The organism is Paenibacillus sp. M2, from assembly GCF_046713495.1.
Classification (GTDB): Bacteria; Bacillota; Bacilli; order Paenibacillales; family Paenibacillaceae; genus Paenibacillus; species Paenibacillus amylolyticus_B.
Genome location: NZ_CP169648.1, coordinates 2,728,278 through 2,752,889 on the forward strand (window position 1 = coordinate 2,728,278; position 24,612 = coordinate 2,752,889).

Sequence of the window (24,612 nt, forward strand, 5' to 3'; positions counted from 1 at the left end):
AGTGATAACCAACATGCTGAATCAAATGGTGCTGCAGGAGAGAATAAGCAAGGTATCTCAAGCGATGGAGTCTATGAAAAACACAAGCATCAATGAACAGTTTCCCATCGGACTAATCGACATACATCTATGGGAATGGCCGCAAGGTGTCGGTCTGTATGGCTTGCTTCAGCTCCATGAGGCAACGAAAGATCCTAAAGTGCTGGAATTTCTCGAATCATGGTACAATGCAAGGCTGATGGAAGGATTACCAGAAAAAAATGTGAACACCTGCGCTCCGCTCCTTACTTTGATTTCACTATGCGAGCTGACCGGAAACAAAGAGTACGAACATGTTTGTGAGGAGTGGAGCAGTTGGATCATGGACGGACTGCTGCGAACCGGAGATGGTGCGTTTCAACATATGATCACGGGAGATGCCAATGATGGTCAAATTCTGATTGATACTTTGTTTATGACGGTGCTATTTTTGGCCAAGGCAGGGGTATACTTCAAGAAACCCGACATGGTGGAAGAAGCCAAACGACAGTTCCTTGTGCATATCAAATATCTATATAACAAGAAAACCGGATTGTTCTATCATGGCTGGGATTTCAACGAAAATCATAATTATGGTGCTGTTCATTGGGGAAGAGGCAATGCATGGTATACGGCGGGAGTTATGGATTTCCTGAATATCATTCCGATCGAAGACGGGCTAAAGGCCTATCTGCTGGATACAGCAACCGCTCAAGTCAGAGCACTGAGCAAGCTTCAGGGTGAGGATGGCATGTGGCACACTGTGCTGGATGATCCAACCTCTTACAAAGAAACCTCGGCAACAGCAGCGATTGGATACGGCATTCTCAAGGGAATCCGGTATGGATACCTGGATGAATCCTATCGCCAGAATGGCTTGAGTGCGCTTGAAGCGGTGTTGAAACAAATTGATGATCACGGAGTTGTACAGCAGGTGTCCTATGGTACTCCTGTGGGGCAGGATGCTCAGTTTTATAAAGATATAGCGATCAGTCCGATGGGCTATGGACAAGCACTTACGTTGTTTATCCTGATTGAGGGCTTGCGGGTTCCAACCGCCGAATAGAATAAGGCGGACTTGTACGGAGGATGGGGGATACAGTTTCCTGTATCCTCCTTTTTGTTTTAGTAAGCTCGAATCTCGATTAATTCGGCATATCTGCTGCCATTTGTGGCATCAATTATAATTCTCAGAGCCTTAGCTGACATAGGCACATCCAGGCGATGAACGACTTTTCTTCTGCGGTTTTCAGTAACGTTGATAATGTCGATCCACTCGCCAGACGGAGCCAATACCTCGACTCGATAATCACGCACCAGCTCAGGCATCACGCGGAATGTTGTGTGATGGTGATGCAAATTAACCAGATCCTCGTTCACATCATCATTAAACGTCAAGTGCAGTTCAGCCAAGGTTTGTGGCTCTTCCCATATCAGTTGTACCCATTGAGGCTTGCCAGACTGCATCGGCTGCGACATCCACTGCTGCGGCCCACCGTAAGGGCGATGATAACCGTTGATCGTGTTGTCCGATGAATAGGCCGAAGTCTCAGAGAGGGTACGACAGCAGAATGGCTGACGCGCCAACCCCTGCATGGACCATAATACGACAGGCTGATCCGTGGCATGATCCTCCAGATTTTTGGACACGTGGTTTTCTTCTGTTTTGAAGAAGATCAGCACCCCGCTGTGTGCTTCTGTCGAATGGTAGAGTGAGACGGCTTTATTGGAGCGGATGATCATAAAAGCATTCTGTGGTTCTTCCGGTCGCCATTCGAGCGGCAGCTTCACCCACTGCGCAGTTCCTGTTGTAACGTTAACAGTCGCCGTAACTTGTAACGAATGCGGGACGTAGTTCTCCTTACGCCCCGTATCCCACAGCTCTACCGTCAGCGCGGTATCGCTGGATGCATCCAGCAGCAGCTCCAGGCCGCTGAGCACTGGATGCACAGGCAGCAGCAGGGCAACATCCGTACCCAGCGGGTACGTCTCGCCAGGCTGCTCAAGGGCGATGCCCGTCAGCGTGCTGGAGGCTGTAACCTTGGCACGCCGGGCTAGATCCAGCTCATCGTGGCTGCGCACCCCGATGATGGAAGCGTCCTGCCGCAGCAACGTCTGCTGCAGGACCGCCAGATGCCTCGCGTGCAACTCGCGCGGCGACACCCCCATGGCCGCGCAGAGCGCCGCGCCCGTACCCGCGGCTTCGCCGATGACCGCGCATGTGGCCATGACGCGGGTTGTGCCGAAGGCGACATGTGATGCACTGATGTCGCGCCCGGCCATGAGCATATTCCGCACATTTGCGGAATACAGCGAGCGGAACGGCACGTGATATATGCCATCGGCATGCATATGCTTAGAGCCGCTCGCTTCGGCATACATGCCCTGCGGGGGATGCAGGTCAATGGACCAGCCGCCAAAGGCAACGGCATCCGGGAACTCCCGCTGGCTGATAATATCGTTCTGGGTGAGCACATAGTCACCCGTGAAGCGGCGGTACTCCCTTTTGCCAGGCAGAGAACCAATCCACTCCAGCGTCATATGGTCGGCATCAAACTTACCGGAATTCTTGATATAGTCCCAGATCCCGTAGATCACGGACCACAGTTCATCACGGATCAGCTCATTGTCGTGTACGGTGTCATGTTCCCCGCCCCATTCAATCCACCAGTAATGACAACCGGAATCCCCGCTGCGAATGACCCGGCGAATCGGAATGCTGGTCTGTGTAATATCCTTTGCAAAAGAAGGGGGGATATAACGGACAGGCGCACCAGCATCCTTGGTATAAAAGAGAAGTGTACTGCCCAGCGTGATCTGATCAGCCACCTCCGGTGCCCACTCTTCGCCATATTCGCTGCGGGCTTCCCGACCGAGTGCAAACTTGGCACCAACCAGAAAGCCAACCAGTCCATCGCCCGTACAGTCCAGATAGATCTGACTTTCGAATCGGATTTTGCGCTCAGAACCCATCATCCACCCGGTAACAGAGGTGATCATGCGTTCATCTCCATCCCCAGTGGCCTCGACTTCATGTACATCCGTGTTCAGGTACAGGCGGATGTTGGATTCAGCTCGAACGGCTTCCAGAATGATCAGGTCCCAGAGATAAGGATTGCCCTCTGGATTACGATACTGATTCTCTACAAACAGTTCCCCCATGATGCCCGTCTCGCGGGCATAGCGGTTAATTCCGTGGGCGGTAGCGCCGCAGACCCATACGCGTACTTCACTGCTGGAATTGCCGCCGAGCACAGGACGATTCTGCACCAGCGCGACCTGTTGGCCCAGCCGGGCAGCAGATATGGCAGCGCATACGCCAGCAAGCCCGCCCCCGATGACGGTGATATCCGGTGTAACGAGTTCATGCTTCATACGAACACCTCTCTCATTGAATATGGATAAGCCTTAGCTAAGATTTCTTGTTTCATATCTATAATTTCATATTAGTTCTATATATTTACTTTTCAAATACACTATATTATCATCGAGCATATACTTTATTTCATAACAAAGGCAGGTGTGTCATGGAGCTTCTTAATCACATCTACTGGAAGAAGAAAGCTGAATTTGCTCTGGCAGAAGATATCTACGACGCTTGGGTCGTCTTTGCCGTGGAAGAGGGCGTATTTCGTTACGAGATTGACGGGCAGACCGGAGAGGCGGGTTTTGCTGATCTGGTGTTGTGCCCACCCCGCGTTCCTTTTCGCAGAGAGACAGTAACCCCGCTGACATTTCACTATATGTTGTTCCGTTGTAACTCCGCAGAGGATGAGAGTCTCCTGCCGCCAATCGGAAAATCTCTCATTAATGATACGAAGCGTCTGGCATCAACATATGCCTACCTGCGTCTGGCGAGTGAGGACAACGATGAGGCTACAAAAGGATGGAAAACTCATCTGATGTTGGATTTGTGGCGGCTGTATCAATGGGAGCGCAGACAGAGCGGGCTAATGGAAACCAAGTTCACGGAGGATGCCCTCATGGCTGAAGCGGCGGTATTGTTGGAGGAGTGGGCAGGAGAGGCGGTCAGTCTCCGAATGTTGGCCCAACATTTGGCTTTGAGTCCAGTCCAGCTCACCCGAAGGTTCCGGGAAGCCTTTCAAGAGACACCATCCGATTATCTGAAAGCGATTCGTCTCAAAAAGGCAAAAGCCTTGCTGGCAGATAGCCGTCTGACCCTCACGCAGATAGCTGAGAGATGTGGATATGAGAACGGATTTTATCTGAGCCGCGTATTTTCGTCCACCATAGGAATCAGTCCCTCGGAGTATCGGCGAAGACATCAAGTATGAGGTTATCGGTCTCGTCCATCTAGCCATCCATCCATTCATTCACTCACTCACTCATTCATTCTTGCTTTCACCAATAGAACATATCTGTGTAGTTCACATGAATGCAGGCAACGAATATCACAAATCCATGCAAATCATTCGACTCCGGCTGTAAATGGCAGGCAGGTGCTATAATGGGGTCATTAATTGTAGGGGAGCGAGCACTAAGGAATGAAGAAGCCAAATTGGAAAAGTTGGTTGCCACAGCGGCTCAGATACCGCCTGTTCGGTGCATTTGTGGTGTTGATTCTTTTACCGTTCAGTGCATTGAATGTCTACAATTATCAGCAGATTGAATCGCTGGTCGAGCAGAAAATCAGTGAGCAGAGCCATGAGCAACTAGTCCAGATGTACCGCTCTTTGGAGGACCAGATGAGCATTGCCTTCAAAACGCTCATTTTTCTGGAACAGGATTCCGCGGTAAGAAGTGTGCTAACCTCCCCGGACAGCCGTACGCCGCTGGAGAACAAGTCGCTGGTAGAAGAAAAGTTCAAGATGATCAACAACAGTTTCTTCCTATATAACCCTTCGGTGTACTTTACCTTGCTGGATTTTCATGATAGCGTTTACACTTCGTATTTGCCCAAAAAAGCACTGACTTATGGCCCCTATCTGGAACAATTCCGCGAACGTTTGGGGGAAATAACCATTCCAAAAGGCGGTACGGATTCACACTCGCTTCAACCGGAAGAACTTTTCTATCGCTGGGATGCACGGGATTCTAACCCTGTGCTCCGAGAGTTATCCTCCAGCCCATATCTGTTGTCGCTGTATGCTTACATGGAAGATAGCGGCGGCAAGCGATACGGGCTGGCACGAATTAGCATTGATTATTCCTACTGGTTCCAGACCATGCTGAAGGATTCCCAGACTAACCAAGAGTATTACCTTATTACAGGTAGTGGAGAGACCATCGCCAGTTCATCCAAAACATCGGTGCTTTCCCCGGAGGTTACGCGTGAAATAGCTCTTCATCCGGCACAGGCTTATCTGACTGATCCAGCCTCGGATACGCTGATTAACTACGTGTACATTGAATCACTGGACTGGTATATGGTGAATCGCATTCCGCTGTCCATTCTGTTTACAGAGATATCCGAGCTTAAACAACGTTACTTTCTGACCTTTTTTGGCTTCACAGGAGCATTTGTAGTGATGGCTTTTATGATCTCGGCAACGTTCACGCGCCCCTTGTCGCACTTACAGAATAAGATGAGGGAGGTTGTCCGCAAAAACCTCAAGATTCGTATTCCCGAAGGCCGCAGCCGTGGGGAAGTGCTGGAACTGACACGCACGTTCAATACGATGCTGGATGATGCCAATCAGATGATCAACAGACTCAAGGCGGAGGAACGCCAGAAGGAAGCGGTACATTTTCATATGCTCCTGGCCCAGATGAATCCGCACTTTCTCCTGAATACATTGAATACAATGAAATGGAGCGCGATCCGCAGCGGGAATGAAGAGATCTCCGAGATGTGTGTTTCCTTGGGCAAATTACTGGAGGTCAGCCTGAATTCACAGGTCGAATTGGTATATCTGAAGGATGAGATCGAGTTGGTTCAAGCCTACCTTCATATTCAGCGGATTCGTTACCGCGATAGCTTTGAGGTGACTTGTGAATTTGACGATAAACTGGAATATGCGCTGGTGCCCAAGCTGAGCTTGCAGCCACTTGTGGAGAATGCCATTCACCACGGTGTCGGGCCACTGGAACATCTTGGTCAGATCCGCATCGGAATTTACAGGCAAGACACCGGAAAGCTGATGCTGGAGGTGGCAGACAACGGAATTGGAATGGAGGAATCCCGGCGTTTGCAAATGACCCGCACACGTCCGGGGATCGGCCTGTCTAACCTTAAGGAACGATTGCGGTTATTGTTCAAAGGCCAAAGTGAACTTGAAGTGATTGATACCAAGCCTGGGACATTAGTGAGGTTCAGCATTCCTTTTTTATTGTCGACGCCTTACGTACAGAAGCGATCAGACTAGCGCACTGGAGAGGGGAATCTGGCATGTGGAAAGTATTACTTGTGGAAGATGAAGTATTTGTACGTGAGTCGGTGCGAGAGATTATTTCCTGGGAAGAGCTGGGCTTCACGGTCATCGGGGAATCCGGTAACGGGACCGAAGCGCTGGCGATGATTATACAGGATACACCGGATCTGGTACTGACCGATATTGTCATGCCAGGTATGGATGGTCTGGAATTACTCAAACAGACCCGTCAGGCCGGGTTAAAAACCAAGTTTGTCATGCTCACCTGTATGGGGGAGTTCGAATATGTACGCCGTGCAATGGAATACGGGGCTTCCAATTATATTCTGAAACTGTCCATGAGTGTGAATTCACTGCGTGATACACTCCGTAAAGTAAGTGCAGAACTGGGAGCTTCGACTGAAGCCCTGACAGAGACAGATCATCATCAAGTGCCACCTTCCACACCGGTTCCCACATCAACGCCTGTTTCGCCTGATTCTCTTACGGTCTCTTCTGCGCCCCCGTCTGATACGGATCTTCCATTTACACCTGTTCGTGAGCCGATTGTGAAACATCCGGAGATTAGCAAAATAATTCATTATATCGGGCAGCATTACGACCAGGACATTACCGTCAAATCCATGTCACGATATGTGATGATGGGTGAGAATTATGTGAGTGCTTTGTTCAAAAAGAAAACCGGCCATACCCTGATTCACTACTTGCACGGGGTACGGATGGAGAAAGCGGCTGAATACTTGCGTGAGACGGATCTTCCTGTACAGGAGATTGGTTACCGGGTAGGATTCGGAAGCGATAATTATTTTATCAAAATATTCAAGCGTTGGACCGGTTGCACGCCCAGCCAGTATCGTCATCGTTCGTGACTCACAGGATGAGTAGAAGGAATATGTGTACCGAGTGCTCAGGCAAGCACAAGTAAATCCGTATTTTTGTTCAATCCGAATCATGGATATGTATCTTATGAACCCAGCAAGGTCCCTGCTACGATGTAACGGAAGGTACACTTCAATTCAGGGAGGTCATGGGACCAGATGAGAATCAAAAAAGGATTAACGGGATTAATCGTAGGTGCGCTGATGCTGGGCTTGCTTGCCGGCTGTGTTGGTAAAAATGAGACGAACGGTGGGGATAACGGAGGTGGAGCGGCAGGGGGAAAAGTGAAGCTCACCATGTGGGGCGCGGTGCCGCCCGAGAATGGTCCACAGGAGGTGGTAGATACCTGGAATGCGGAGCATCCTGATATTCAGGTTGAATATGTGCGGTTTGTGAATGATGATGATGGCAACCTGAAGCTGGATACGGCGCTGTCCACCGGGCAGAACGTCGATCTGTATGTCAACTATACCCTCACGAATCTGGATAAACGCATCAAGGGTGGGACAGCACTGGATCTGGGTGAGTTCACTGATTACAACATTGATGAGAAAATGGGTGAAGATGCGGCTTCCTGGAAAGTGGACGGAAAATATTACGGGATGCCAACCAAGAAAAACGCTGCCTTTTTCGCACTAAATATGAAAGCGCTTGATCAGGCCGGACTGAGTGTTCCAAAAGCCTGGACTTGGGATGAAGCCCGTGAATATGCACTTAAGCTGAAGGCTTCTGGCTTCAAGTACGGATTGGTGCAGCATACCGCTTCCTATGTAGACCCGCTCGATTCCGTTCTGGTGAAGAACGGCTATGTTAAGGCAGACGGTACTTCCAACCTCGATGATCCACTTGTTACCAAATGGCTGGAGACATTGAACGGAATGATGAAGGAGGATGCAACCACCCCTCCGCTCGGAGAGCAGTTGACTTCCAAAATGCCGGTGGAAAACATGTTCCTTGGCGGTGAGTCTGCCATGATTAATATCGGCGAATGGCTGATCCGCACATCAAACAATATGACCGAGTTCCCGCGGGATTGGAAAATCGCCTTTGCCCCTGTACCAAGACTGGCTGCACAAGAAGCAGATATGGTGAAGAGCGGGGGACTTGGTGACTTTATTGCGATCAATTCCAAGTCGAAAAATAAAGAAGCCGCATGGGAGTTCCTGAAATGGTACGCCGATGGGGGAATGATGCCGATGGCTGCGGGTGGACGTTTGCCTTCCTCGAATGCGGTTGATCAACAGACTGCCATTGATCATCTGCTGGGCGATTATGCCGATTCTTATGATAAGGAGTCACTGGAATTTGTGTTGTATGGTGACGAGACACCTACGTTTGTCCGCAGCATTGCGCAGGAAGTGGTTGATCTGCGTGCACAGGAGTATGAAAAGTTCTTCCTCGGTAACCAGACTGCCGAAGTAACGGTACAGAACATGGTCAAACGCCATAATGACTGGCTGAAGCAGAATCAATAGAATGCAAAAGTAATAAGTCCAAAGACCGTCCCTAATGGGGCGGTTTTTTGTATATAAGTAATAGAACAATTCCATGTTGTTTTCCTCCGAAAGTCACTGCCGAAATACATAGTTCTGTGATATCAGGTACAGGGTTATGTTCCTTAAATGTTAGAGGACATCTTGTTATGCTTAATTCCAGAACAGATGTTAAGGAGTGGGGGAGCATATGCATAAATCCTGGATGAAACGACAGAGCAGGCTCGGGTATTTGTTTATTGGGCCCAATATGATTGGCGTGCTGTTGTTTTTTATTATACCGGCTATCTATTCATTCTATCTCATGTTCACCGATTACAAATTCATGAGCCCTGAGACACATTTTGTGGGGCTGGACAATATCCGCCGAATGTTCAATGATGATCTGTTTGGGGTGGCGCTGCGAAATACATTTGTATTTCTGTTAGCGGTTCCAGTATCGATGGGGTTGGCATTTATCGTGGCTGTAGCATTGAACAAGTCGGTGTACTGGCAAAAAACACTGCGCGCCCTCTATTTCATGCCCTATATCACTAGCGGCGTTGCGATCGCCTTTGTCTGGATGCTGCTGTTCCAGCCAACGTCGGGACCGATCAACGGTTTTTTGCGGGGGATCGGTATTACAAACCCACCTGGCTGGTTATCGACAACTGAATGGTCCATGTATGCGATTGATATCATCTGGATTTGGTTCATGCTGGGGTACAACATGATTATTTATTTAGCAGCTCTGCAGGAGATCCCGGAGGAATTAGTTGAGGCTGCTAAGATTGATGGAGCCCGCCCTTGGCAGACCATTCGTCAAGTGATCTGGCCGCTTGTGAGCCCAACGACCTTTTTGCTGCTGATTACAGGACTGATTATGACGATCAAAAACTTTGGCATTATTCAGGCGATTACTCAGGGTGGGCCGGGAAACAGTACAACCGTCCTGTCGCTGTTTATCTACCAGAATGCCTTCCGCTACTACGAGATGGGATATGCTGCTGCCATTAGCTGGGCGCTCTTTGCCATCATCATGGTCTTCACAGTATTGCAGTGGCTCGGACAGAAACGTTGGGTTCACTATTAAGGAGGGAAGGGATCGTTATGGAGAAACCAATTGCCACGAACGCGAAGCCCACAGCTCCGCATGCACCTAAAGGTAAAGTCCGCATGGAGTCCTTGACCCAGATTCGGAGAATCATACTGACACTTCTGATGTCCGGGTTTGCTTTGCTGATGATTATGCCGTTTATCTGGATGATTAGCACGTCGTTCAAATCTCCTGCGGACGTATTCACCTATCCCATCCAATGGATACCCTCCAGCATGAACTGGGAGCATCACATTAAGGTCTGGAGCGGAGCGGATACCTTTGCCACCTATTATCTGAACTCGTTGAAAATATCACTAATTAGCACGATCGGAGCTGTGTTTCTCTCGGCGTTTGCAGCTTATGGCTTCGCAAGGATTCAATTCAAAGGACGGGAGACACTGTTCCTCATCTATCTCTCGATGATGATGGTGCCTCCGCAGGTGCTCTTTGTGCCCAAGTTCCTCATGTTCGAATGGGTCGGCATCTATAATACGCATTGGGCCTTGATTCTGCCCGGAATGTTCACGATCTTTGGGGTGTTTATGCTGCGGCAATTCTTCCTGTCGGTGCCATCAGAGATTTCGGAAGCGGCGTTCATCGACGGTGCCGGTCACCTGCGCATATTTTTCAGGCTGATTCTGCCCTTGGCGAAGCCAGCGCTGGCTACACTTGCGATCATTGATTTCTCCTGGCACTGGAATGACTATGAGAATGCGCTTGTGTTCCTCATCGACAAAGACCTGTATACCGTGCCGCTTGGTCTGCAGAACTTTATTCTGGAGAACAACGTGGATTACAACGGCATGATGGCCGCTGCCACGGCAGGCATTATTCCGATGATCATCGTTTTTCTGGTGGGGCAGCATTATATTATCCAGGGCGTGGCCGGAAGTGCCGTGAAGGGCTGAAGCTGCTACCACTGCAATCCATCAAATAACCCTTTTGCTGAACGAAGAAATCTTCGCGGCAGAAGGGTTTTCTGTTGAAAGGGAGAATTAATCCATGATCTGAGTTTATCCAATGGAGGCGATTCTCTTGGAAATGAAAGTCATCACTTTGCCTGCTTTTTACGTTGTAGGATATTCAATCGAAGCGACGGTAGAAGAGTTTGAATCGGGGCTAGGCAAGAACCATTACCATAAGCTAGTGGAGAGAAAGAAGGGATTTCATTATCGAAAAAATAACAACGTCATGTTGATGCAGATATATCCGAGTGACGAAAATTTCAATGCAAAGGTCGATAAGTTCACACATTTAATAGGATATGAAGTTACCAGTTTGGAGAATGTCCCTTCCGAGATGATAAGTCATGACGTCCCTGATAGCCAGTATGTGATGTGCACGCATCGAGGGATTGAGTCAGAGATTGGTGATACATACGACTATATATATGGAAAGTGGATCTGCGAAAATGGGCATCAACTGAAAAATTATGATTTTGAAATTTGGGATGAGCGTTATCAACCGGAAAGTCCCAATAATGAAATAGATATATATGTAGCTTTGCAGTGATGCTATCGGGATTGATGGGACACATTTAAATGAAGGAAGAGGATGTTGTTGTTGCTGAGTATAATCATATTTATTGTTTTTATATTGTGTGGTATTTCTTCGTTCTTTCTAACCTTTTTTCCTAGTTGGATCTTTTTAAATTTGATTGGAGTAGTAGCGGGTGTGTTTACACTTGGTATGGGGTTGTTTCATAGCATGAAGCAAACAAAAAACATCGTAAAACGAATATCTCTCAAGTGCTGTTGCATCATTTTTGGTATCGGCTCGATATTACTTTTTGTTCCTAAGACAGTGTCGGGTATCCAGGATATAGGTCCTTATCTCTCCCAAGATTACGAAACAATAACGGGTAAACCTAACTACATAGGGTCTATGGGCAGGAAATGGAGGGAACAAACCATCGAAATAAATCAATTGGAATTGATTAACACTCGAGATATCGATTGGGAAAATCGAGATAAAACGTTGGAAATAAAGTATCTGCCTAGAACCAAATATGTTATGAGCATTAGCGTAGTGGAGTAATAGATATTTTCGCAAAGATTTTGGAGTCTAATCTGAAGGATCCATATCTTCAGCAATACAATAGTTCAAACTTCGTATATAATATAAAATCATATGATGCTGTATGACTACATAACTATCGCGAGGTGCACTAGACTTATGCCAACCATCTACGACTTTACCGTAACCAGAACCAGTGGAGAGCGTTTCCCACTCTATCAATATGAAGGAAAACCTGTGCTCATCGTAAACACGGCAAGTAAATGTAAATATACGCACCAGTTTGATGACATGCAGAAGCTGTATGACCAGTACAAGGATCAAGGACTTCAGATTATTGGTTTCCCATGCAACCAGTTTGCAGAGCAAGAGCCTGGAAGCAGTTCGGAAGCAGAATCCTTCTGCCAGATTAACTATGGTGTGAAATTTCCGATGTTCTCCAAATTGGACGTGAATGGAGAAGGGGCGCACCCTCTCTACGACTTTTTGAAAAAATCAGGGCCTTTTGCTGGCTTTGATGAAACCGATATACAGGCCAAACTATTGAAATTGATGGTGTCCGATAAAGCACCAGAATGGTTACATGGAGATGCAATCAAATGGAATTTCACGAAATTCCTGATTGATGCAGAGGGTCGTGTGGTCAGACGCTTCGAACCTATCGATTCCATCGATGAGATTCAAGAGAGTATTAAACAGCTTCTATAATTTCACTTTGATATCTCATACAGGGGTATGACACGAATCGTTTCCCTCTTCCGAACAGGAGGTGCATGAATGTGCCGAGCATGATGCAATTTAGTGCTTCACTGGAGTATAGTTACCGATCCACCAGCACGTTTAACCCAGGCAAGTCAGATGGATTCCATTCACATCCACATTATGAGATTTATTATTTTCATGACGGAGAATGTACCTATATCATAGGAGATCGGGTATATAACCTGGAGCCGGGTGATCTGGTGTTAATGCATGGCTTGACCCTTCACCGACCACATCCGAAGCCAGGCAGTGCTTACGAGCGAAGCACACTGCATTTTGATCCGTCTGCCATTCGCAGCAGCCTGCATCCGGACCGTATGGTTGAGGTCCTGAGACCGTTTGAAGAACTCAGAAACTGTCGGGTCAATCTGAAGGGAGATAACCGCTCTGAATTTGAAGCTCTATTGCATGATCTTCATCGTCTGTCTCAAAGTCAGAGCAATTTCAGGCAAGAGCGAATGAATGTCAGACTGTGTGATCTGTTGTATTTTGTAGCAGAGATCTGCCAGGGTGATGTCCAGGAACAACTTCCCTCATCGGAGAGGGAGCGGCATGTCCAACACATTATTCGTTATGTGGATACGCATTATATGAAGGACATTGGTCTGGATGATCTGGCACTGGAATTACATCTATCCAAACCGTATCTGGCAGGCATGTTTAAGGAAATGACAGGTTTGACAATATTCAAATACCTGTATGACCGTCGCATCAATCAGGCGAAGCTTTTGTTTCAGTTCCAGCCTGAGATCACCGTGACAGAAGCAAGTCGATTGTCCGGTTTCAAGCGCCTTTCGCATTTTAGTCGGATGTTCAAACAAAGTGTGGGATGTTCGCCTGATCTTTACCGTACCCAATTGCATCGCCAATCATAGAAGTCGTCTTTGAGCTGACCAGCTTGTCTGGTTGGCTTTTTTTGTTGATTTTCGTTTGAGGAATGCATCCCACTGTGTTTAGAGGACACGCAGAACAGGTAAAGAAAGGTAATGAACCCAGAGGAGGCGAATATGAATGAAACAGCGCACACCGGATCAGAATAACAGTGATACCCAACAGGAACAATCCCGTGACAATCCTGAACAATATAAGACAGAGCACGAAAGTCTGCTTGACCGACATGAAGAAGAACAGACTGTAGATCCAATTCCGATGGAAGATCTGAATATGGAAGCTCAGGAAGAGAAGAATAAAGATCAGACAAAAAGCAACTCGTCTACGGAAGAGAAATACCGGGCGGATTATCGCAAAAAGACGGGCGAAGGATAATTCCAATTGTTGTTTTGGGCAAACTTGTTGAAATATTTTCGGTGAATGTATATTTAGTGAAAATAAATTAGTTTGTTGACTAATGTAGGTTACTATATTATAGTTACTATGTTGGCAGTTGAAAAAAATTTGGGAGGCGAATAAGAATGACAACTTTTTTTGATGCGTTGAAAAACAGAAGATCTTATTATGGAATCAGCAAGGAATCTACAATTTCGGATGCTAAAATCCAGGAAATCGTAGAAGAAGCGGTGAAATATACACCAACTTCCTTTAACTCACAAACATCCCGTGCCGTTGTATTGCTCGGTGAACAACATGATAAATTGTGGAATCACACAGAAGAAATTTTGCGTGAAGTAGTAGGCAATGAAGAAGCCTTCAAATCCACAGCAGAAAAAATGACTGGATTCCGCAGCGGATATGGTACGGTTCTCTTCTTCGAAGATAACAATGCGATCGCACAGCTTCAACAAAATTTTGCAGCTTATGCAGATAACTTCCCAATCTGGGCTAACCAATCCAACGGTATGTTGCAACTGGTAATCTGGACTGCTCTGGAACAAGAAGGTCTGGGTGCATCTTTGCAGCACTACAACCCGTTGATTGACGAGAAAGTGAAGCAAGAATGGAACATTCCTGAGAACTGGAGATTGATCGCTCAAATGCCATTTGGTAAACCAACGGCAGCACCGGGTGAGAAAGAATTCCAACCAATTGAAGAGCGCGTAAAAGTACACAAGTAAGCTTCGCATTCCCAACATTTAACCACATACGGCCTCGCTTCAATTTGATACGATGATAGTTGATCGTAATCCAATGAAGCGAGGCTTTTTAATGTGAATAATAGATTAAAAGACATAACGAACCAACGGATATGGAAAATGGCTTTATGCGGGTTATTAACCCTTGGATCGGTGGCTGGATACGGCTCTACTGTTCAGGCTGCAACCGTGCAGCAACAGTTTCAGGATACACGCACCAGTTATGCGAAGGATGCCATTACACATCTGGTGAACAAAGGCATTGCTGCCGGTACGTCAGAGACTACGTTTGAACCGAAGAAAGCTGTTACTCGTGCAGAATTTGCGACGTTTGCGGTGAGATTACTAGGTTTAAAGCCCGTTAAAAATAATATAAATCCCTATCAGGATATAAACATGAATGCTTGGTATTACGGCAACGTTGCTGCCATGACGAATCTTTTTATTCTGGAGGGTAAGGGTCAGGGAACGTTCCAGCCTAATGCCTCCATTACGCGCGAAGAAGCGGCTGCCCTTCTTGTTCGAATGTTGAAACAACAACCCGTAGAGACCTCGCTCTTATCTTCAACGTATTTTGACGCAGCGGATATCTCGGACTGGGCACGTCCATATGTTCAGACGGTATATCAACTTGGACTAATGCGGGGAAGTGGAGGCGTGTTCCGACCACATGACCAGGTAACGCGAGAAGAAGCAGCCGTAATGCTCGATGCCATTTTACAAAAGAAAACATGGTCTGAGCAGTTACAACGTGGGGATGAACTTGGCGTTCAGTTGGGCTGGCAATATAACTCCACTACTGCTGAATTCAAGAAGCAAGTGGAACAGTCTGAAGTGAATACACTCGTCCCACGCTGGTTTTTCCTGAACAGCAGTATGAAAGTAACGGATCACGCAGACCCGGCATTGATCTCCTGGGCATCCGCCACCGGCAGGCAGCTATGGCCATTACTTGGGAATCGTTCCGATTCGGCACTTACGCATCAGATGTTATCCAGCTCAGCCAACCGAGCGGCAGTGATCTCACAGGTAGCCGCTTATGTCAAAACCTATAAACTGGACGGCATTAATGTGGACTTCGAGAATGTTGATCCGGCGGATCGTGAAGGTCTGACGGCATTTGTCACCTCTTTGACGGCTACGTTGCACGCACTGGGTGCAGTTGTTTCTGTGGATGTATCGCCAGACCTGGGTACTGATTGGACGGATGCATTTGATTATGCCAAACTGGGCGCTGTATCGGATTATATGGTGCTGATGGGATACGAGGAACACTGGAGCGGTGATCCGAAAGCAGGATCAGTGGCTTCTCTTCCATGGGTGGAAAAGGCTTTGGATACCATGCTCTCCGAGGTGGTACGTGCCAAAACAATTTTGGCCCTTCCGCTGTATACACGAGACTGGTCTTCAGTGAATCCAGCAACCAGCTCTTGGGACATTACATTGGCAGACCAGGGAATGCGTGCGCATGCTACGGGATCTGTAAGACGATGGGATGCAAGTCTGGTTCAATATATTATCGGGTACAACAGTAATGGTAAGCCAAGATATATATGGGCAGAGGATAGTCGTTCGTTATCAGCCAAAGTGTTAATGAGTGAGCAACGGCAAATCGCTGGACTGGCTTACTGGTATATGGGCGGCGAAACAGCCGATGTATGGAACGCCATTTCAAATGCTTCGCGATTTGAATCGTATAACTTCTAAGCAATCATGAATCTTATAGACCCAAACTCATCGTGATTCCGGCGGATGGTTTGGGTCTGTTTGTTTTGGTATAAGATAAGCAATATGAGGAATCGTTTAAGCTTGGCTGAACGGTTTAATGTATAGAAGGACAAACAATTTAATTAAATTAGATAAATGGAAGTTCAGGAGGAGAAGGAGCATGCGAGAGGTTGATTGCATAATTGTAGGTGGAGGGCTCGCAGGGCTTCAGGCAGCCATTCAGCTTGGACGTTATTCAGCTCATCAGGTGTTGGTAATCGACGCGGGAGAAGGCAGATCGACGTTGTGCCGGACTTATCATAATATCCTCGGTTTCCCCGATGGGGTATCCGGTGAAGAGCTTAGAGAACGAGGCAGGATGCAGGCAGAGCGGACCGGTGTATCTTTTGAGAAAGACCGTATTGTTAAAGCAGGACGTCATGGAGAGAAGATCCAATTGTTCGGTACTTCAGGAACTGAATATAGGAGCAAAACCGTGTTATTGGCAACGGGGCTCACGGATAGAGTTCCGGACATTCCGGGACTAACCCCTACGCTGGGTCGAACAGTGTATGTCTGCCCTGATTGCGATGGTTATGAGATTCAGGATCAACGTACGGTACTATTGGGATCTGGCGAACCAGGTGCCAATATGGCGATGATATTAATTCAGCGTACGAATGATCTGTTATATATCAATCATGAGCAGGCTCCCATATCTGCAGAGCTGCATCGCAGCATGAAAGAGGCGGGAGTTCGTTATCTGGAAGCGGCTGTCCAGGAAGTACAACAGATTGAGGATGGCCATATCACCGGTGTTCTGACCGAGGATGGACAGATCTTTGAGTCGGAGCGTGGATTTATCGCATTTGGAGGCAATCGTGTACACTATGAACTGGCGGAGCAGCTGGGAGCTGTAATCGCAGATAATAAACATGTGGAAGCTGATCCGCGCAGCTTGCAGGCAGCGACGAATGTGTGGATTGCCGGGGATTTGGGCCTGCACGCAGAACAAGCAACCGTTGCGATGGGTGAAGGTTCCATTGCCGCGATCTGGATTCATAAGGCGTTACAGCAGATGACAAAGGATTCACGTTGAACCTCACCTTCAAATATGAGGTTGATTATTTAATTGTTCATTACCAAAAAGTCCTCCCAAGCCATATATGTGGCAGGAGGACTTTTTGAGCTATCTTTTGCTAGGGAGAAAAAGATTACGCTTATTTGTCTGATGAATCCGTTGACTTGGAAGATGACGTCTTGTCCTTCGAGTCATGGGAGAAGTCTTTGCGAATGTTGTCCACGATATCGCCAACCACGCCTTCAATCATATCGGTTGGTCCGGGATTATTTTTGTCTGGATGGATAACGGTATTCACTCCTGGTTCAAGTTCATCATTTTTCTTCTCATGTTTGGTTTTATCACGCATGGGATATCCCTCCTGGTTCAATATTGTATAAGGTGTTCATTAACATATCCAAACACCGTTACGTATATGTAAACGATTAACCGCTGTAGTTCTTTTGAAACGTGTACTTGCTCATATATAGAAGATATATACAGAATTGAACGTACTGATTAAACTTCTGCAATACGTTTATATTATAGATAACCAATGAGTATTAAGTTTAAAGCTTAATAACAATAAACAAACTATTATACAGGAGGTTATTCAAATGAATGAAGAAAATCATGTAATCCATAAAGATGGTCAGGTTTCAACGGACAAGGTGGACAATGCAATCGAAAAGATTGCACCGGAAGAGAGAGAACAGATTTTACAAAACTTTGATGCATTCAAAGAATACCTGGGTAAACGAATTGCGATGGGCGAGTCTATCGGATTAAGTGAAGAACAGATGGCTAAAATTGCCCAGAAAGTAGCAGACCATCTGGCTGCGAACGAAGAGCCTCGTAACCGTGAAGAAAAACTGCTTCAGGAGCTGTGGAATGTCGGCAAGGAAGATGAACGTCACATGCTGGCTCATATGCTCGTTCGTTTGGCACAAGACTCCACAACCAATCATTAAAATTAACATGTATGCATAAGCATAATATTCATGAACAAACATAAGAATCTTATGCTAGTCAATAACCTCTGAATGGCGATGCCTTCAGGGGTTATTGCCGTTTACGGAGACTACAGACACGAGTGATGACGCACATTGTAACTATTTTTAATCTGGCTGATACTTTTATAATCCCTGTTCCAAGTATGATAGGAAAAGAAAGAACGTTGGAATCGATAGTTCACATGAGCGTTTGAGAAGCAAGACTTCCGGTTAAGGAATAGTAACGTTCATATTAAGGAGAGATGTTACCTATGAAGAACGCGACAAAACAATGGAAACTAGGAATGATCGGTGCAGTTGTTGCTTTACTTGGCATGATTGTGCTGACTACATATTTACTTACCCCTGCGAATGCTCAAGGTAGTACGGATGCTCAACAACCTTCTGCGAAAGAAGCTCAAGTTGCAAACTCCGAGATGTTTACAGCCTATGTTGAAGGTATGCATATAGAAGACGGCAAATTGTTTATGACAGTGGACAAGATTGGCTGGTATCAGGGTGAAGAGGCCGATGCGATTTTTGCACAGCGCAATCCGGAAGCGGGTATAGATGGTGCTCCAGATGGTTACTATATTGTCAACGATAGCAAAGAGCAGGAACAAGTTGAGGTTAGTGCCAATGCTGAAGTATTGATGCAGTTGTATGATCGGGATGGTACGATGCAGGGCGCAGACATTCAGTGGAATGAACCTGTGACATTATCCAAGTTCGAATCGTTATATGAGAATACCCGTATTCTTGATCTGTCCGTATTCCCGTATCATCTGACGGTGCAGGACGGAAAAGTTACTAAAATTGTGCAACAATACATCCCATAAAATAAGATGAAATTCATCATTCAAGCATTCCTCCTGTTCATTGGAACGGTGAGGGATGCTTTTTGGTTATGACAAATTCATGAAAGCGATTGTAATTAATGGTAGGTACATGTATCATTATTGGAATGGCGTTTTTACATAGTTCAGGAGGAGCCTCATGCTTAAAGACATGATTGCATTAACTAAGCCCGGACTTCTAAGGTTAAATGTGTTTGCGGTGGCGGTAGGATTCTGGGTAGCTTCAAAATGGGATATCAACTGGTTATCTCTGCTCATGGTCGTGATTGGATCAACTTTGGTTATTGCTTCAGCTTGTGTTATCAACAATTATTGGGATCGTGAATTGGACCAAAAGATGGAGCGCACCAAAAAAAGGATGGATTACATTAACCATCTGAAGCCAGGGTTTGTACTTGGCTATGGCATTATCCTTGGTGTTGTGGGACTAGCAGTACTGTATCTCCTGGTGAATCCGTTATCAGGCTGGATGGCACTGCTTGGATGGTTCGCTTACATCGTGATTTACACGATGTGGTTGAAACGCAGTTCAACGTGGAGCACGTCGCTCGGTGGAATTGCAGGAGCGATGCCGCCTGTCATCGGTTATACGTCTGTAACCAATGAGATTGATGCAGGTGCCTGGTTGCTGTTTGCACTATTATTCTTGTGGCAACCACCACACTTCTGGTCATTGGGTATTCGCCGGGTAGAGGAGTATCGTGCTGCGGGCTTCCCGTTATTGCCAGTGGTTAAAGGGGTGAAACGCACCAAGTTTCAGATGATTCCTTATGTTTTTCTGCTGCTTCCTGCTGTATTTCTGTTGTATTATTACGACTACGTAGGTCTGGTATTTCTGATTGTATCTCTGGTCGGTGGACTGATCTGGTTTGTGCATACACTTAGCGGACTGAAGACACAGGATGATGAGAAGTGGGCAAAAGTGAACTTTCTGATCTCGGTGAACTATCTCATGCTCGTATTTATTGTCATGGTAGCGAATACGGTATGGTCTTAATTAGACGATGAACAGATCATTTTCAGAGAGATTTCAGCTTAAGCGAGTTGGCTGCATCGAATGAAAAAGCACACTAGGGAATAGCGTTTGGACAACCTTGAGTTGTTACAACATATTCTCCGGTGTGCTTTTTTGGTATAATCAAACAATTGAATCATATATGTGGGAATTATAATGCAAGATGGGAAGTGACAGCATGAGTAATTTGGAACAGGCCGTACTATGGAGACAAGAAGGCAAGGTGCAGGAAGCGATTGAACTTCTGCAAGAGATCACAGGGCAGGAACCCGAGAATGCCAATGTCTGGTATCAGCTGGCTTGGGCGCATGATTCGCTTGGGTTAGAGCGAGAAGCTGTTCCGCATTATGAGAAGGCACTGAGTCTTGGACTTTCTGATGAGGACAGGGCAGGTGCAATACTTGGACTAGGCAGTACATATCGAACGCTTGGACAGTATGAGCAGGCAAAGGCTTGGTTTGAAACGGGCATGAAAGAATTCCCGGCGTACCGGGAATTTGAGGTTTTCTATGCCATGGTGCTCTATAATCTGGGTGAACATGCAGAAGCGATGCAAAGACTGCTCGTACAACTCGCGGACACATCGAGTGATAAGAGAATAAACGACTATAACCGAGCAATCCGTTACTACGCAGATCAGCTGGATCGGGTGTGGGAATAGATCGAATACACAGAAAAGGGAGATGGATGAATGAACTCCAATCAAGATCTGAAACAGGTGAATGAAAGGTTGGATCAAATTGAGAAAAAGCTGGATAACCTGGGAGGTAGCCAGCAGAACAAACGCTCACCTGGCGTACGCTTCCTGATTGGTTTTGGCATCACGATTGCGGTTATATTTATACTGCTGCTGACTCTTGGTGTTATACAATTTGTGAGTAACGCGAGTAACGGATAGAAAAAGTTGATGACGACAGGTAATGAGTTCTCCAAAGTTACATAGCCGGGCCGAGCCACTGTTGCACCTCTTCAATGAAACGCCGCGTAGCTGGCGATAGATTAACCAAAGACGGGCAGGCCATGCCAATCGTACGATAAGGATCTCCAGTTAGTGGCACGAGCGCGAGCGAATCAGTATGATTTTGAAGTACCATTTCCGGCAGCAAACTGATTCCGAGACCATTCCGGACCATCGCCATGATAGCTTGATCTTCGGCTACTTCATAGACGACATTAAGCTTGGCTGCATGCTGCCGGATCAGTCGTTCGATCTCGTTATCTCCGCCCCATTTGGGCAGAATAAAGGGTTGCTCCAGCAGAATATCAAATGAAACAGACTCCTCTGAGGCGAGAGGATGATCCAGAGGCAGGATGCACATCATCCTGTCTTTTTGTAATGGAATCGTCTCAAAAGGTGATGAATCGCCGAGGGACAGAAATCCGAGATCGATGGCGCCTCCAGCCAGCCAGCCCTCAATCTCAGCATAATCGCCTTCCCACAGCTTGATCTCAATTCCCGGGTGACGCAGGCGAAATTGTTTCAGGATGCCCGGCAACCATTGTGTGGAGACACTGGCGAACGTACCAATACGCACGGTACCAATCTCTGCGCCGCGAATGAGGGAGATTTCCTGGTTCATCAGTTCCGTCCAGCGCAGAATCTCACGTGTGTATCCCAGAATGCGTTCCCCTTCAGCAGTAACCCGCACACCGGAGCGGCCGCGATGGAGCAGGGAGAAACCACATTCTGTCTCAAGACTTGCGATGGCATGGCTGACTGCGGATTGGGTGATGTTTAATGCTTCAGCTGCTTTGGTGAGACTGCCATATTCCACAACGGTATTCAATATTTCGTATTTGATCAGTGACATGAATGGCTCCGTTCCTTCCCATTTTAAAAACATGAGTTTATTTCATATAATACATTATAAATATTCATTTTTATAATGCAAAGAGATCGTTTATACTTGCCAAGGCGAGTTAGTTTGACGCACGATCACACAGCTCAGAATACATAGAATGAAGGTTGAAGCAAGATGAATGGTGTACAGGTTAATCAAGGTCAGGCAACAAGAAGAGCGGACATCCAGATGCTGCTCGCAACGGTCATATGGGGATCATCCTATCTGTTTATGAAATCGGGCCTAGAGTCCATGCAAGAATTGAATCTGGTCGCATTTCGTTTTGGAATTGCCTTTATTGCGGCAGGACTTCTTTTTCATCGGCGGTTGTTTAAGATGGATCGAAGAACACTTGTGGCAGGAGCGATTATGGGGACAGCTTTATTTGCTGCATTTGTATTTATCACCTATGGTGTACAACGAACAACGACATCCCAAGCGGGATTCTTGATAAGTTTGGCCGTTATATTTGTACCGATCCTGACGACCATCCAGCATCGTCGTATGCCGGACAAACGATTGACGCTCAGTATCCTGGTTGCAGTTACCGGGCTTGGCTTGCTGACGCTTCAACATGAGCTTAGTCTGCACACGGGAGATATTCTATGCATCCTAGCAGCACTTGTGTATGCCATCTATATAATGATTGCTGGCAAGTTCACACCGAAGCATGATCCACTAACATTGGGAACAGTTCAATTGGGTGTTGCGGCGATGTGGGGAATTGCAGCTACATTTATGCTGGAAACGCCACGTATGCCCGATACGGCTGAATCCTGGGCAGCCATTCTTGGCTTAGGTGTTTTGTGTAGCGGCTTGGGGTACATTCTGCAGACACTCGCGCAGCGTCATGCTTCTCCTACAAGAACAAGTCTGATTTTTTCACTCGAACCACTGTTTGCAGCAGCATTTGCATTTACCTTTCAAGGGGAATCGCTAACGTTGCAAGGGTATACGGGAGCAGCTTTGATGTTGGTTGGTGTTCTCATCACAGAGATCAAACTTCCACAGCCTATCTTCTGGCGCAGAAAACGCCCGGTTTTACAGCCGGAACTGGGCGATCGCGGAGCACCAGGCGTATAATTGGCGGACAAAGGGTCCTTTCGTCATCTTCTATGGAAGGTGGGGAGAGGGCCTTTTTTGGTTATGTTGCACACCTTGTGAAACAGATAAACAACTACCTAACAACAAAAGAATAACATAACCTTGTTTTGTTGATTTTTGTTTTTTATGCTACACTGAATGGAAAATTAGGAAAAACGGGTGAGTAGGATGGCCAAAAGAGTAACGATGCAGCAAATTGCGGATGCTGCGGGGGTGTCCAAATTCGCAGTCTCCCGTGCGCTGACGGGCAAGCCTGGTGTGAGTGAGCATACACGCGAGATGATTGTCAGAACGGCGGGGCAGCTTGGGTATTTCAGAACTGAGCCTAAGCGTTATCCGGGGGAGACACAGATATCAACGGAGATGAAGCCAGAAGCGGAGCGACAAGGTACCATATTGATTTTGTTTCCCAACATTCGTTCTCAGAATCGAGCTTCCTTATACTGGGGGCCTGTGTTTGATGGCATTTCTGAGAGGTTGAATGAGAAGGGTATGGATATTTTAACGCTGACAGAACCCTCTTCAGATCGGATGTTCTCGGTCCTTAATCCCGAAGCAATCAGCGGAGTCATTACCGTGGGCACCATCTCGACATCGGTATTGCTGGAGATTTACAGACTGCGTATTCCGCTTGTCATGGTGGACCATGAAGACCCTGCCATATACGCAGACTCGGTTTTTACGGACAATATGAAATGTATGAAAGAACTCGTTCTCATGCTCGTTGGAAAAGGGTACAGAAGGTTCCAGTTTGCCGGGCAACTGCCCGATGCGGCAAGTTTCAGAGAACGCTGGCTTGGATATCGTACGGTGCTGGAAGAGAAACAGTTGGAGGGGGAACAGCAAGAAGGCTTGCTGGAACCAGAGTATGATCAGATCAGGAGATCCATTGCTGAAATGGAGCTGGAGGATATCCCTGAAGTTATCGTGTGTGCAAATGACCATACAGCTGTCATTGTCATTCAGGCACTCCAAAGTCGAGGCATTCAGGTGCCCGAACGTTGTGCCGTAACCGGATTTGACAATACGCAGACGGATGAACCCATTCTTGCCTCGGTACATATTAACAAAGAGAATCTGGGAACGAGAGCAGTAGATCAGCTGTTGTGGCGGATCAAACATCTCGATGAACCTTATGAACGCAAGCTGATCTATTCGGAATTAATCATTCGTGAGGAGTATAACGCCAGTAAAGAGTAATGGGATATGAACTTACGGGCTTATTTTAACAATGATCATACGGGTAAATGAAATCAGGTGAAAGACATGGAGAGGTTAGAGCTTCATGTCTTTTTGTTATGCAGAAACTATTTAATAAATTAAATTACAAAACAGATTGACTATAAGAAGCATATCGTGTTAATTTTGTTTTGTAAGTTATTTGGTTTTATAATAACAAAACCTAACAAAATAATGTTTACCAACTCT

24 protein-coding genes are annotated in these 24,612 nt (G+C 46.6%); 21 read left to right on the forward strand and 3 right to left on the reverse strand.

The window, feature by feature from the left end; genetic code table 11:
* Positions 1–13 precede the first annotated feature (13 nt).
* Positions 14–1,084 carry a glycoside hydrolase family 105 protein gene (locus tag ACETMN_RS12765; protein WP_091017036.1) on the forward strand — a complete coding sequence of 357 codons (1,071 nt, stop codon included), beginning with the start codon at positions 14–16 and terminating at the stop codon, positions 1,082–1,084.
* A 59-nt stretch (positions 1,085–1,143) separates the two neighbouring features.
* Here ACETMN_RS12765 and ACETMN_RS12770 read toward each other — a convergent pair whose 3' ends face one another.
* Entirely contained in the window at positions 1,144–3,393 is a 2,250-nt protein-coding gene (locus ACETMN_RS12770) for an FAD-dependent oxidoreductase (protein WP_411736195.1), read from the reverse strand.
* 152 nt (positions 3,394–3,545) lie between these two features.
* Here ACETMN_RS12770 and ACETMN_RS12775 point away from each other — a divergent pair, with 152 nt between their 5' ends.
* From ACETMN_RS12775 to ACETMN_RS12835, 13 genes are all read left to right on the forward strand, one after another.
* On the forward strand, positions 3,546–4,313 hold the full coding sequence (locus ACETMN_RS12775; RefSeq protein ID WP_091017033.1) for a helix-turn-helix domain-containing protein: 768 nt from the start codon (positions 3,546–3,548) through the stop codon (positions 4,311–4,313).
* Between the two features lie 210 nt (positions 4,314–4,523).
* Positions 4,524–6,344, forward strand: coding sequence for a sensor histidine kinase (locus ACETMN_RS12780; RefSeq protein ID WP_411736196.1), 1,821 nt, complete (start codon positions 4,524–4,526; stop codon positions 6,342–6,344).
* Between the two features lie 23 nt (positions 6,345–6,367).
* Positions 6,368–7,219 (forward strand): helix-turn-helix domain-containing protein, encoded by an 852-nt coding sequence (locus ACETMN_RS12785; RefSeq protein ID WP_091017029.1) that lies wholly within the window; start codon positions 6,368–6,370, stop codon positions 7,217–7,219.
* A 168-nt stretch (positions 7,220–7,387) separates the two neighbouring features.
* Complete coding sequence (locus ACETMN_RS12790; RefSeq protein WP_091017027.1) at positions 7,388–8,704, forward strand: ABC transporter substrate-binding protein; 1,317 nt, start codon at positions 7,388–7,390, stop codon at positions 8,702–8,704.
* Positions 8,705–8,912: 208 nt separating this feature from the next.
* Positions 8,913–9,794 (forward strand): carbohydrate ABC transporter permease, encoded by an 882-nt coding sequence (locus ACETMN_RS12795; RefSeq protein ID WP_192132165.1) that lies wholly within the window; start codon positions 8,913–8,915, stop codon positions 9,792–9,794.
* Positions 9,795–9,811: 17 nt separating this feature from the next.
* A complete protein-coding gene (locus tag ACETMN_RS12800; RefSeq protein WP_244660929.1) occupies positions 9,812–10,708 on the forward strand; it encodes a carbohydrate ABC transporter permease in 897 nt (298 codons plus the stop codon).
* Between the two features lie 133 nt (positions 10,709–10,841).
* The gene (locus ACETMN_RS12805; RefSeq protein WP_256975194.1) at positions 10,842–11,312 is read left to right on the forward strand and encodes a GyrI-like domain-containing protein; all 471 of its coding nucleotides are present in this window, start codon (positions 10,842–10,844) and stop codon (positions 11,310–11,312) included.
* A gap of 663 nt (positions 11,313–11,975) precedes the next feature.
* Positions 11,976–12,524, forward strand: coding sequence for a glutathione peroxidase (locus ACETMN_RS12810; RefSeq protein WP_091017021.1), 549 nt, complete (start codon positions 11,976–11,978; stop codon positions 12,522–12,524).
* 65 nt (positions 12,525–12,589) lie between these two features.
* Entirely contained in the window at positions 12,590–13,453 is an 864-nt protein-coding gene (locus tag ACETMN_RS12815; RefSeq protein WP_223199924.1) for an AraC family transcriptional regulator, read from the forward strand.
* Between the two features lie 136 nt (positions 13,454–13,589).
* Positions 13,590–13,844, forward strand: a complete 255-nt coding sequence (locus ACETMN_RS12820) for a hypothetical protein (RefSeq protein WP_091017016.1) — start codon at positions 13,590–13,592, stop codon at positions 13,842–13,844.
* 146 nt (positions 13,845–13,990) lie between these two features.
* Positions 13,991–14,590: a nitroreductase family protein gene (locus ACETMN_RS12825; RefSeq protein WP_036670536.1), complete on the forward strand. Its 600-nt coding sequence runs from the start codon at positions 13,991–13,993 to the stop codon at positions 14,588–14,590.
* Between the two features lie 93 nt (positions 14,591–14,683).
* Complete coding sequence (locus ACETMN_RS12830; RefSeq protein ID WP_223199925.1) at positions 14,684–16,315, forward strand: S-layer homology domain-containing protein; 1,632 nt, start codon at positions 14,684–14,686, stop codon at positions 16,313–16,315.
* A 181-nt stretch (positions 16,316–16,496) separates the two neighbouring features.
* Positions 16,497–17,414, forward strand: coding sequence for an NAD(P)/FAD-dependent oxidoreductase (locus tag ACETMN_RS12835; RefSeq protein WP_091017013.1), 918 nt, complete (start codon positions 16,497–16,499; stop codon positions 17,412–17,414).
* Positions 17,415–17,535: 121 nt separating this feature from the next.
* On the opposite strand, the gene ACETMN_RS12840 is transcribed toward ACETMN_RS12835, so the two are convergent.
* Positions 17,536–17,745 (reverse strand): hypothetical protein, encoded by a 210-nt coding sequence (locus ACETMN_RS12840; RefSeq protein ID WP_091017011.1) that lies wholly within the window; start codon positions 17,743–17,745, stop codon positions 17,536–17,538.
* Between the two features lie 247 nt (positions 17,746–17,992).
* Here ACETMN_RS12840 and ACETMN_RS12845 point away from each other — a divergent pair, with 247 nt between their 5' ends.
* From ACETMN_RS12845 to ACETMN_RS12865, 5 genes are all read left to right on the forward strand, one after another.
* Complete coding sequence (locus tag ACETMN_RS12845) at positions 17,993–18,346, forward strand: DUF3243 domain-containing protein (RefSeq protein WP_091017009.1); 354 nt, start codon at positions 17,993–17,995, stop codon at positions 18,344–18,346.
* Positions 18,347–18,639: 293 nt separating this feature from the next.
* The gene (locus tag ACETMN_RS12850) at positions 18,640–19,206 is read left to right on the forward strand and encodes a hypothetical protein (RefSeq protein WP_036609022.1); all 567 of its coding nucleotides are present in this window, start codon (positions 18,640–18,642) and stop codon (positions 19,204–19,206) included.
* 157 nt (positions 19,207–19,363) lie between these two features.
* The gene (gene cyoE / locus ACETMN_RS12855) at positions 19,364–20,221 is read left to right on the forward strand and encodes a heme o synthase (RefSeq protein WP_047842615.1); all 858 of its coding nucleotides are present in this window, start codon (positions 19,364–19,366) and stop codon (positions 20,219–20,221) included.
* A 196-nt stretch (positions 20,222–20,417) separates the two neighbouring features.
* Positions 20,418–20,900: a tetratricopeptide repeat protein gene (locus ACETMN_RS12860; protein WP_411736197.1), complete on the forward strand. Its 483-nt coding sequence runs from the start codon at positions 20,418–20,420 to the stop codon at positions 20,898–20,900.
* A gap of 30 nt (positions 20,901–20,930) precedes the next feature.
* Positions 20,931–21,137 carry a hypothetical protein gene (locus ACETMN_RS12865; RefSeq protein ID WP_091017005.1) on the forward strand — a complete coding sequence of 69 codons (207 nt, stop codon included), beginning with the start codon at positions 20,931–20,933 and terminating at the stop codon, positions 21,135–21,137.
* 37 nt (positions 21,138–21,174) lie between these two features.
* Here the strand turns inward: ACETMN_RS12865 and ACETMN_RS12870 are convergent, their stop codons facing one another.
* Positions 21,175–22,050 (reverse strand): LysR family transcriptional regulator, encoded by an 876-nt coding sequence (locus ACETMN_RS12870; RefSeq protein ID WP_307543201.1) that lies wholly within the window; start codon positions 22,048–22,050, stop codon positions 21,175–21,177.
* A 165-nt stretch (positions 22,051–22,215) separates the two neighbouring features.
* On the opposite strand from ACETMN_RS12870, the gene ACETMN_RS12875 reads away from it, so the two are divergent.
* Together ACETMN_RS12875 and ACETMN_RS12880 are read left to right on the forward strand one after the other, a co-directional pair.
* Positions 22,216–23,163 carry a DMT family transporter gene (locus ACETMN_RS12875; RefSeq protein WP_091017003.1) on the forward strand — a complete coding sequence of 316 codons (948 nt, stop codon included), beginning with the start codon at positions 22,216–22,218 and terminating at the stop codon, positions 23,161–23,163.
* A gap of 189 nt (positions 23,164–23,352) precedes the next feature.
* Positions 23,353–24,384: a LacI family DNA-binding transcriptional regulator gene (locus ACETMN_RS12880; RefSeq protein ID WP_091017001.1), complete on the forward strand. Its 1,032-nt coding sequence runs from the start codon at positions 23,353–23,355 to the stop codon at positions 24,382–24,384.
* Positions 24,385–24,612: the final 228 nt, after the last annotated feature.